General features: G+C 51.3%; 13 protein-coding genes and 1 pseudogene. 5 read left to right on the plus strand and 9 right to left on the minus strand.

Going from position 1 to position 8,983, the window contains the following annotated elements; translation table 11 throughout:
- Positions 1 to 62: 62 nt before the first annotated feature.
- The 5 genes from QVF11_RS26725 to QVF11_RS26740 all read left to right on the plus strand — a co-directional run bounded on the left by QVF11_RS26725 (position 63) and on the right by QVF11_RS26740 (position 5,001).
- Positions 63 to 2,480, plus strand: a complete 2,418-nt coding sequence (locus QVF11_RS26725) for a hypothetical protein (protein WP_287860737.1) — start codon at positions 63 to 65, stop codon at positions 2,478 to 2,480.
- Between the two features lie 9 nt (positions 2,481 to 2,489).
- Positions 2,490 to 2,690, plus strand: coding sequence for a hypothetical protein (locus tag QVF11_RS26730; protein ID WP_287860739.1), 201 nt, complete (start codon positions 2,490 to 2,492; stop codon positions 2,688 to 2,690).
- A gap of 193 nt (positions 2,691 to 2,883) precedes the next feature.
- Positions 2,884 to 3,123, plus strand: coding sequence for a hypothetical protein (locus QVF11_RS28660; RefSeq protein ID WP_353738538.1), 240 nt, complete (start codon positions 2,884 to 2,886; stop codon positions 3,121 to 3,123).
- The gene (locus tag QVF11_RS26735; protein ID WP_287860741.1) at positions 3,123 to 3,446 is read left to right on the plus strand and encodes a hypothetical protein; all 324 of its coding nucleotides are present in this window, start codon (positions 3,123 to 3,125) and stop codon (positions 3,444 to 3,446) included. The genes QVF11_RS28660 and QVF11_RS26735 overlap by 1 nt, the downstream gene beginning before the upstream one ends.
- Positions 3,447 to 3,807: 361 nt before the next feature.
- Positions 3,808 to 5,001, plus strand: a complete 1,194-nt coding sequence (locus QVF11_RS26740; RefSeq protein ID WP_287860743.1) for a tyrosine-type recombinase/integrase — start codon at positions 3,808 to 3,810, stop codon at positions 4,999 to 5,001.
- Here the strand turns inward: QVF11_RS26740 and QVF11_RS26745 are convergent.
- The 9 genes and pseudogenes from QVF11_RS26745 to QVF11_RS26785 all read right to left on the minus strand — a co-directional run bounded on the left by QVF11_RS26745 (position 4,971) and on the right by QVF11_RS26785 (position 8,914).
- Complete coding sequence (locus tag QVF11_RS26745) at positions 4,971 to 5,213, minus strand: hypothetical protein (protein WP_287860745.1); 243 nt, start codon at positions 5,211 to 5,213, stop codon at positions 4,971 to 4,973. The genes QVF11_RS26740 and QVF11_RS26745 overlap by 31 nt on opposite strands.
- Complete coding sequence (locus QVF11_RS26750; protein WP_287860747.1) at positions 5,214 to 5,441, minus strand: TraR/DksA family transcriptional regulator; 228 nt, start codon at positions 5,439 to 5,441, stop codon at positions 5,214 to 5,216.
- Positions 5,438 to 5,629, minus strand: a complete 192-nt coding sequence (locus QVF11_RS26755; protein WP_287860749.1) for a DUF1382 family protein — start codon at positions 5,627 to 5,629, stop codon at positions 5,438 to 5,440. Before QVF11_RS26755 ends, QVF11_RS26750 begins: the two co-directional genes overlap by 4 nt.
- Complete coding sequence (locus QVF11_RS26760; protein WP_287860751.1) at positions 5,626 to 6,297, minus strand: ASCH domain-containing protein; 672 nt, start codon at positions 6,295 to 6,297, stop codon at positions 5,626 to 5,628. Before QVF11_RS26760 ends, QVF11_RS26755 begins: the two co-directional genes overlap by 4 nt.
- Entirely contained in the window at positions 6,290 to 6,634 is a 345-nt protein-coding gene (locus tag QVF11_RS26765; protein ID WP_287860753.1) for a hypothetical protein, read from the minus strand. Before QVF11_RS26765 ends, QVF11_RS26760 begins: the two co-directional genes overlap by 8 nt.
- Positions 6,631 to 6,852, minus strand: a complete 222-nt coding sequence (locus QVF11_RS26770; RefSeq protein WP_265844835.1) for a hypothetical protein — start codon at positions 6,850 to 6,852, stop codon at positions 6,631 to 6,633. Before QVF11_RS26770 ends, QVF11_RS26765 begins: the two co-directional genes overlap by 4 nt.
- The gene (locus QVF11_RS26775; protein ID WP_287860769.1) at positions 6,849 to 7,451 is read right to left on the minus strand and encodes a phage N-6-adenine-methyltransferase; all 603 of its coding nucleotides are present in this window, start codon (positions 7,449 to 7,451) and stop codon (positions 6,849 to 6,851) included. Before QVF11_RS26775 ends, QVF11_RS26770 begins: the two co-directional genes overlap by 4 nt.
- Before the next feature lie 36 nt (positions 7,452 to 7,487).
- Positions 7,488 to 8,759 (minus strand): annotated as a pseudogene (locus tag QVF11_RS26780) (DNA cytosine methyltransferase); the annotation flags it as partial.
- Complete coding sequence (locus QVF11_RS26785; protein WP_287860765.1) at positions 8,756 to 8,914, minus strand: DUF1317 family protein; 159 nt, start codon at positions 8,912 to 8,914, stop codon at positions 8,756 to 8,758. The pseudogene QVF11_RS26780 and the gene QVF11_RS26785, both read right to left, overlap by 4 nt.
- Positions 8,915 to 8,983: the final 69 nt, after the last annotated feature.

Raw genomic sequence — 8,983 nt, forward strand, 5'->3', positions numbered from 1 at the left:
GCGCACACCATCAGATCCACTCTGAGGGATTCGTGCGCCTTTCACATAGGGCGACATGCACAATGGCAGAAGTTCCACTCCCAACTCCGACGCAGGTTCCGGTACCAAGTACTGATATCCGCAATGCGGTATTTGCAGGCGCGAAGCTTGATGAAGAAGTAACCGGCATTGGCGATCATTACACAGATCGCCTTGGTGTGAAGCGCCTGACGAATACAGGAAGAAATAATCAGTTCAATGCTGCACAGCAGGACAGAGAAAACCAGTTTCAGCAGTTTCTGATGTCCTCTGGATATGTTTTCCTTGGAGATTACGAAGACGGCCCGTTCCAGTTCAGCGCTCGTAACCAGTACATTCGATACAATAATCAGTATTACCGCCTGAATGCTGCTACTGATGTCGGATTTACAACTACTGGCACTACAGCGGCCAGTTTCGCTAACGACGTCACTCACCTTGTTATGATGGACAGCGATACGCTTCGGCAGAACCTGGGTTCAGATGACGGACTTAAATGGCTGGGGAAATGTTCAAGCGTTGTGTCGTTGAGAGCGATCGAGCCTACCTATGACAGACAGTCAATTACACTGCACACCGTTGTGCCAGATGGCGCCATTATTGATGCCGTATTCTTTTATGATGCTTCAGATACCACGTCAGAAGATGATGGGTATCGCATTATAGTGACGCCTGGCGGTGCGCGGTGGGTAACGGATTGCGCTGATGGTATAGATTTACGACTTGGCGGATTGCTGGCCGATGGCAGTAACTTCGGTGCGGCTGCGAATAAAATAATTCGTGGCGAAGTGAAGAAGATTATCGACACTGCCACATCTTTCATTCGCATAGTCCAGGCGATTAAGGTACCGCATCCAACGTACTTATCTAAGAACGCACATTATGCATTAGATGAGCAGATAATAATCCCCTCATTTATGGGGTTCACGTGCGCAGGATGGATTGACGTCCGCACATCACTAACGACCCATGCGGTATGGGTCAGGAATGACGAGGTAGCATTCCCGGGGCTTAAATTCAATATGGGCGGGTATGTTAACCTACAAGGATTTGGCGCAGTACGAAACGCCAATGGGCGTTTAAGGCTGTTAGGACCCGGAGCAACTGTTTCCCAAGGGGCTGGACTGGCAGTAGGAACGCCAATCGCCCCAGTAGCCAACGCATCGCAAATAAATACTCGCGATATCTGCATATCTGGGCTCCATATTAGCGGTTTCAAATATGGCATCGGTGTCTATGGCTACGATAGTTACATTCATACATATGAGTTCTGTGAAGTAAGTCGATGTATGTATCCCATCGCAGGGCTTGACATCAATAAGCAAAACTCCGGCGAACGTATATTGTTCCGGTCATGTACTATTGGCGGAACCTCCCATAATATCTACTGGAATCTCGTGGGCTGGAACATAACTTGGGATAACTGCTCTGTGGATTATGCCGCAGCTGCCGGATTGTACTTGGGTAATGGTGCTCGCGGGTGTGTTTTCAGGTTTACTAACGGTACATTCATGGAAGGGTTTGGTACGAACCTCGTTAGTCAAGATTCGACATCAGATGCTTGGGAATATGATGGCGGCAGGCTGAACAAAGTATACATGCATACGTGCTTCTTGAACTGCCAGAAAAAACCGGGAGAATTTTCCTCCCTCAGGCAGATATTTGCGTCGGCATCTTTGATGCTTGGACATTTGGAGCTTGTTGATACTGATGTGCGATTCCCAGACCCAGAGTCTGAGCCCCATGTAGCTCTGCTGGGATATAATGACGCCACGGCAACAAGGGTTAGAGGCTTCTTTCGTAACGCCAATACTCCATATCATCAATGCCTTATGCGTTATGGTGATAGCCTGAACGCAGGATTATATCGGTTACAAGGTAACGAGGGAGGTCCCGTTACATTAGACCAGGCGACCAACATGACTTTCAGTTTAACCGGAGGCATGACGGCAACGTATGGTGGTATTGACCCGGATGATGGTCTGGTGGTTGTTAATCTGACGGCAACCGCCGAAACGGATACGCTTGAAATACGTAACCAGGCGCTGCTGACGCCCGTGAACCGGTTTAATCAGATATTTTCAGCGCTGTCCATGAAAATGAGCGCCGTCACTGCCGGTGCTGTGACGCTGTCAACCAAACTGTATTACTACGGCAAGCCAACATTTACCACTACGCTGATGAATGGTGCTTATCAGACATCGAGGACTTTCAATTATCTGGCTTCAGTCATCGGCGCAACACGAAATATCAGCGAGCTACTGACTGCTGAAGGCACTCCTTTGACTACTGAAAAATATGTTGGTGTACAAACGTATTGTGAGGTGGGTTATCAGTATGCACTCGGAACACTGAAGGCATCTCCGGCTATACGCGTCTCAGGATACGTTGGGACTATGCAGATTAAGTTACCAGTTTATTGGTTGCCGAAAGGAACCGAAGCTATCTCCACGTCTGATTAAGGAAACCCAATGTTGTATTTATATGAAGCAACACTACCTGAAGACAATAATGACAGTGAAGTCAAAATGGCCTATGAAATATCGTCAATCGAAAAAGAGGGCTATATAGCCTCTTTTAACTTCAACAAAGCGGAAAAAGCCAGCCAGGCCGTTGATTCCTGGCTGGCTTCACAAGGTGTTTTAAGTCAGTACCTGGTCAAAGCTGTTTAAAAAAGACATTCAACATTCGAACAGGGTAAAACTTACCAACTGACCTTTGAGGAAGTGTATGCTTAAAACGTCACCATGGATGGCAGTTCAATGACTTGCGGCTGTCATAAAAATTGATAGTCGCAGCCTTTCTTGATCTTCTCTCTCAATGAAATTACTGTATGCATAAACAGTATTTATGGGAGAGCAGATCATGCTTCGACAATCAGACATCAACCAGGCCTTTCGGGATTCGATTCTTCGGAACTCGAAAGGTTATCAATACCTTCACACGGTGGATTTTGTTTCATCTCTGCAGCAAAGCGGTATCCACTTTTCATACTCTGAGGCTAACCGGTGGATAGAGCGTTATCAGTCTTGCTTTGCTGACAAGACGCCAGAGCACACGGATAACCGGCTTTGGATTTTGCGCAATATGGGGGTGATTAAATAATGGGCCCATTTCCATCACCGGCTAACGACTATCTTGAGACGGCGCTGACAGTGACGGCAGCGTGCAACATTGGAGCGAATTCGCAAGTTGTAAGGACGAATCGCGGCTTCGTCGTGCTCGACTTATCGCTGAAAGTGACGCAGGGAAGTGTCGTGCTTATTCGGGTGGCAGGCGAGATGCATTTTGCAAAGCTCATGGGCCGGTCATTTATTACTGCTGAAGGGGAGTCGATAGAAGGGGAGGCGCTTGATGATGTTGAGGTGCTCGGGGTCGCTACGCATGCGATCAACGATATGAGGCAGGACGATTGTCCTATTGTATAACCCTAATATTGTTGCAGCTTTCATGAAAACTTGATGCCGTGTATCATGGTGACTCGGTATTAGGAGTTTATGGCGGGTACATTTTGGATTTTGTACATCCTGATGTACACACTTTGCAGAGTGAAGCTAAGAAACGCGCATAACCTACTAATATTAATAAATTAATCAATTTTGTATGTGCTCTTTCGTGTAGGTCCCTATCACTGTTTCCCTCTGTTCATCCCCGTTTCACATTCCCATTTCAGATCCGCGCCAGCGTTGACTTAATCCCTCCTGGGTGTTTCACTCCGTTTTATTCTATTCCACTTTGTGCCACGGAAATTGTGTACACAACGATGTACACAGTAAAACGGATGTACACATGCTTACTGATGCCAAATTACGCAAGATGAATGGCAAGCCGATCCCGAAACGGATTGAGCTTTCTGACGCTAACGGGCTTTCTGTTCGTATTACCCCCAACGGCGTCATCGTTTTCCAGTACCGGTATAAAATTGACGGTCGTCCGCGAAGAATGACAATTGGCCAGTATGACCAGGTGTCGCTGAAAGAAGCGCGGGATCAGGTCGCTGAATTCCGCAAACTGGTCGCCGTGGGTAAAGACCCGATCATTGCGCGCGATATGGCCGTGGAAGCAAACATCAAAGCCGCCACTGTGGAGGACTGCATAAAGGCGTGGCTGGGGAGCGCATCAGCAAGCAGACTGGTTAAGCGTGATCAGTGGGAGCGCGCCTTATATCGCCATGTGGTGCCCTATGTCGGGAGTATGCTTGTCGATGAGATGGCTATTTCTCACTGGCAGCCAGTGTTTAAGCGAATGAGGGATAACGACGCAGAAACTTATGCCGGGGAAGTCCTGTCGCGCATGAAGACGATTTTCTCATATTGCATTCGAATCGAACTGATAAAGAGAAACCCGGTCACCGATCTGCGTGTTATCGATGTTGGCAAACCGGCAAAGAAAGGGAAGCGCAACCTCAGCGACAAAGAGATAGGCGCGTTCTGGCACGCCGTAGAGGCATCGACCGTCACGCATCAGAATAAGCTTCTCCTTAAATTGTTGTTGTTGACTGGCTGCCGCGGCGTTGAGCTGAGGCTGGCTAAAAAAGCCGACTTCGATTTAGATGAGCGTATATGGCGGGTACCGGATGAGCATTCGAAAACGAGGGAGCCATTCGAGCGCGGGCTTTCATTGAAGGCGGTTGAGATTCTTCGAGAAGCCTTTGCGTTGTATGAAAATTTCAGCCAGGTATTCCCGCCAGCGGCGAAGAAAGAAGACAGACCGATGGCGGCAAGCGTAATCCTTAATCTTGCCATTCAGCTTCGTGAGGATATGACCATTGATCACTGGTCGATACATGACTTACGCAGAACTGCTAAAACCAAAATGGCAGAGCTTGGCGTTATGCCTCACGTATCTGAAAAAGTGCTTGGCCATAAACTTAGTGGCGTTCTTGCCATTTATGACCAGCACAGTTATTTGCGTGAACAGCAAGAAGCGCTCGATCTCCTTGCTGCCCATATTCAGTCATGCGTGGACTCAACGAGCCCCTGAGAGGCAAAGAAGCGCATTACGTCGCAATAGCGATACTGCTCACCACCTTTCCCCGGGTTCGTTCCGGGGGCTTTGGCAGGGAAGGGGGTTCCTTTTTGCTTCCAGTCTCGACGTTTACGCCAGAAGGTGGTCCGTGAAATTCCTCCCAGCATAGCCTGCACCGTTTCACGATTAATAATGGCTGGCTGAATAGCGATGTTTGTATTCTGCATCTACTTGTACCCCTTCTGGTGCTTACCGCGTAATTCCTCTTCTTCCTGGCAATCAGCGCAGCGCTGACAACCCGGCACCGCTTCCCGCCGTTTTTGTTTGATCACTTCCCGGCAATCACAGCAGTGAGTAGCCGAAACAGCGTTATGGTTGATCCGCATGTTCTGGATGGTCATTTCCAGTCGGCGCTCTGCCAGCTCGTTGGCCTGATCGATGATTTCCGCGTTCATGCTTCACCGCCTTCGCTTTTTTCTGCTTCAACCGCCATCTGCTCAAGCCTTCGTGAAAGCTCGGCAGACAGCATCTGGAACTCTTCCTCTGTAGCTACCGGGATCGGCACAAAACGGATGCCGATATGAGCGAGGCCATGTGCGGCCTCAAGGCATTTCCTTAAATCAACGGGAGAGGCTCTGTTCATGCTGCACCGCCTTCAACGCGCTTGAACTCGATAACCCAAGCCCATGGGTTAGTCTTCCAGCTTTCCTCGCCGTAGATGGATCCCCATAACTGTGCGAAGTTGTCATACGGTGTCCAAACCTCTCCGCCACTATCCGGGTCAGAGTATGTTGGGCGCCACCCGGTAAGCTCCATGCCTTCAGCTTTTGCATCTTCTTGGCTGATGCTGTTCAATCGCTCAACCCGCACGTCGGTGATTTCCAGCAGAATGCGGCTGGCCCAGCGCGGCATGTGGATAGATGGTCGCCAAGGGAAATCGCGGTCCTCTCGGCTTTCATTACCCCATGCCTCTTCATAGACCGGATGCCAGTAGTTCCCGCGATACCTCGGAATGCTTCGTGCATATCGGCGTTCGTCGACGTGCCCGTTTTCATCGCAATAGTCATGAATGGCCTGCCATGTTTCCCGCACCCAGATTCTGTCCCCGACGGCGCCAAACGGGCATGGGTGCCAGAAATCGCAAGCATGCTCTGCATCTTCGCTCCACGGCCATTTGCTACCGTCTTCGCGCTCACCAATTTCAGTGAATCGAGTCTGTTTCCATTTGATAGGCCGCCGGGTCTGCGTCTTCCGGCCATCGAGAATGGCGCGCACCATTTCCCCGTTAAAAATCATTCCGCGCTCAGTCATTCCAGGCCTCCAGCTCGTTCTCGATCTCTTCGTCGATTTCATCGTTGGTAGCTTCTTCGTCCAGGTAGTCACGCGCCTCTTTGAGGTATTTTTCCCGGAGCTCACGATACCAGGCTGAAAACTCTGGCGACCAGCCGTTCGGCTCACCGTCATAGTCAACCTTGGCATTGCGTTCAGCCATGCTCTCGACCATGCTGTAGGCGGTGGTAGTAGCCGCTTCGCGGATATACCCGCGCAGATCACGCTTGCGCCAGTAGGGGTTAACTTTTGAATCACAAAAAGGTTTGAATTCCACTTCCCAGCGACGAATGCAACGCGCGTTTAATGACTTGCTCATGATTCCACTCCATACCGCCCATTCATGCGGCCAATAACACTGACAAATTTCACCAGACTGACGCCCATCGGCTTTACCTTCTCGTAGTGCTTGCGAAGGATGGGGGGGCATACAGCGTTCCACTTCGGTTTAGGCTTTGCGCTCATCGCTTTGGTTAGCTCTTCTGCACAGCGACGAGCCTGGGCGCGGAGAGCGTTTTCTTTTTCTTCAGGCGTCATGCTGCCTCCCGCTTAGCTATCAAACGGGCCCCGAAATTCATCAGAGCATCACGCTCAACGGTCGTGAACTGGCAGTGGGTGCGCGGGTAGGGATGCCAGATAATCAGCATTGAGCCTTTGTTGTTACCGCTTACCGGCTTACCGGATACCGGGTTGATGAACGCCAGGCGGCCGCCAACGATGAAGCGCACTTCGCTGGCCGTCTCGATAGCCTCACGGAACCAGCCAACGGACGTATCAGCCGGGACCAGCATCACCGTGCCGATCTGATTGGCGCTCTCGGCGGCTGCCTTCTTCACGAATGGCGTGATGTCGCTATATGGCGGGTTCAGCCAGACATAGCCCGGAATGCCCAGGTAATCAGCCCATGGCGTTTCCAGCGTGTTCTGCTGTTCGGTGATATAGCGGTTGCACAGCGCGTTATCTGCTGATGCCGCGGCATCCAGTGTCAGGCAGAATTCCGCATCCAACGCGATAAACAGAGGGATCGGCGTTTGCCACAAGTTTCTCTGCTCAACAGGAGTTTTACTTCCGCCATAATCACTCGCAGATTTTTTAGCTGGCAGAGATGCTGCGATACGTTCGCCGATCCAGCGCATCACAGGCACCGCCATGCTGTTACCGATGGCGCGGTAGCGGGGCCCATCCGGGCACTCAATCGCTTCTTTCCCGCGCCATGAAATCAGTGTGTGGTTATCAGGGAAACCCTGCAGGCGCTCGCACTCGACTGGCATAAGGCGGCGAACCTGAGCACCAAACTGAACGGCGTCAGCAGATGCGCGAGAGTCCATAGTAAACGCGACGTCCTCCTGCCATCCTTTTCCTTGCGGGCCCGCATCATCATGCCTGCCAATGCTTGCATGCTGAATGCATATGGCAGGAGGCTGCCCGCTGTTAGCGTTGCTGTTATCTGAATTTCCAGCGCGCAATGTCGGAGAAAGGTCTTCTGATGCGTCTGCTCCATGGTCTTTGTAACTGAACGCGATACAGGCATTTTCCTGTCCGTGATTGCGGCCCAGCGTGTGAGCTAATTCGCAGTTGGTATCCGGATCCTGCGTGCCATACACAGCGAAGGTCTCGACATCAAAATCAATACGCTGGCCCTTTGCTGTCAGGCAGGCGGCAACATCGATGTTTCCGCTGGTATTTCCTCCGCCGAAAGCGATCAGATGTCCTGCCTGGGCCTGGTTGTCATCTGCACCACACGTTCCAACGCCTCGCGCAGTAAGGGCGGCAACTGCCGATTGCGGTTCTCTGCTCGGCGGAGTATCCCGGCGCACGCCTTCGGACTCAAAAAGTACTTGGCCGGGATCGAATCCTTTTCGAGCACTTGCGACAACGAACACACGCTTGCGTCGTTGGGCCACTCCGAAATATTGGGCGTCCTTGACGATCCAAGCGATTGTCCTTTGGGGTCCATACACACAACCAGAGTGCGTCCATTTTCCCCCTGATGGCTTAAGTTCAACGCTTTCTCCGGCAAGCCCTCCCAGAAAGCAGCCGAAAGCATTGTCGTGGCTTGTGAGCACGCCCGGGACGTTTTCCCAGACGAAGATTGCTTCTTCTTCTCCGCACTTGATGCGCTTTTCGTCGATTGCATTCGCTAATTCCACATATGAAAGGGTTAACTGCCCGCGGGCATCTGCAAGACCATTGCGCAGGCCTGCAATGCTGAATGCCTGGCAAGGTGTGCCTCCGACCATCACATCCGGCGCGTGAACCTCACCAGCGCGCACCGCCGCGGCTATTTTAGTCATGTCGCCGAGGTTCACGACTTCTGGCCAGCGTTCGGCCAGTACCGCGGACGGGAACGCTTCAATTTCAGAGAACCATGCCGCCTTCCATCCGAGAGGGCCCCAGGCGACAGTCGCGGCTTCAATGCCACTGCAAATAGATCCGTAAATCATTGCGCACCTCTTTTCATTTCCAGCTCTTCAGCCAATCGCTGAGCTTTTAGCGGGTTTCTAACCACCTCACCCCAGGGCATTAGCCAGTCATTCACTTCTTTAAGAAAGGGGAGGCGCACCGCGCCAACCCTGATATCGTTCTGAGCGTGCTTCATCCTCGACCGCCGTCAAAAAGGAATGTCGTCGTCGAAGTCCGGCGGATTCTGGATGTTCTGAGTATGCTG

The sequence above is a fragment of the Klebsiella sp. genome (assembly GCF_027492335.1).
GTDB lineage: Bacteria > Pseudomonadota > Gammaproteobacteria > Enterobacterales > Enterobacteriaceae > Klebsiella > Klebsiella huaxiensis.

What these genes read in the sequence shown, in the direction of transcription:
- QVF11_RS26770 (WP_265844835.1), bottom strand. Translation starts at nt 6,852, where the DNA reads ATGACGCCTGAAGAAAAAGAAAACGCTCTCCGCGCCCAGGCTCGTCGC.
- QVF11_RS26785 (WP_287860765.1), bottom strand. Translation starts at nt 8,914, where the DNA reads ATGAAGCACGCTCAGAACGATATCAGGGTTGGCGCGGTGCGCCTCCCC.
- QVF11_RS26755 (WP_287860749.1), bottom strand. Translation starts at nt 5,629, where the DNA reads ATGAACAGAGCCTCTCCCGTTGATTTAAGGAAATGCCTTGAGGCCGCA.
- QVF11_RS26775 (WP_287860769.1), bottom strand. Translation starts at nt 7,451, where the DNA reads ATGCGCTGGATCGGCGAACGTATCGCAGCATCTCTGCCAGCTAAAAAA.
- QVF11_RS26750 (WP_287860747.1), bottom strand. Translation starts at nt 5,441, where the DNA reads ATGAACGCGGAAATCATCGATCAGGCCAACGAGCTGGCAGAGCGCCGA.
- QVF11_RS26760 (WP_287860751.1), bottom strand. Translation starts at nt 6,297, where the DNA reads ATGACTGAGCGCGGAATGATTTTTAACGGGGAAATGGTGCGCGCCATT.
- QVF11_RS26740 (WP_287860743.1), top strand. Translation starts at nt 3,808, where the DNA reads ATGCTTACTGATGCCAAATTACGCAAGATGAATGGCAAGCCGATCCCG.
- QVF11_RS26735 (WP_287860741.1), top strand. Translation starts at nt 3,123, where the DNA reads ATGGGCCCATTTCCATCACCGGCTAACGACTATCTTGAGACGGCGCTG.
- QVF11_RS26765 (WP_287860753.1), bottom strand. Translation starts at nt 6,634, where the DNA reads ATGAGCAAGTCATTAAACGCGCGTTGCATTCGTCGCTGGGAAGTGGAA.
- QVF11_RS28660 (WP_353738538.1), top strand. Translation starts at nt 2,884, where the DNA reads ATGCTTCGACAATCAGACATCAACCAGGCCTTTCGGGATTCGATTCTT.
- QVF11_RS26730 (WP_287860739.1), top strand. Translation starts at nt 2,490, where the DNA reads ATGTTGTATTTATATGAAGCAACACTACCTGAAGACAATAATGACAGT.
- QVF11_RS26745 (WP_287860745.1), bottom strand. Translation starts at nt 5,213, where the DNA reads ATGCAGAATACAAACATCGCTATTCAGCCAGCCATTATTAATCGTGAA.
- QVF11_RS26725 (WP_287860737.1), top strand. Translation starts at nt 63, where the DNA reads ATGGCAGAAGTTCCACTCCCAACTCCGACGCAGGTTCCGGTACCAAGT.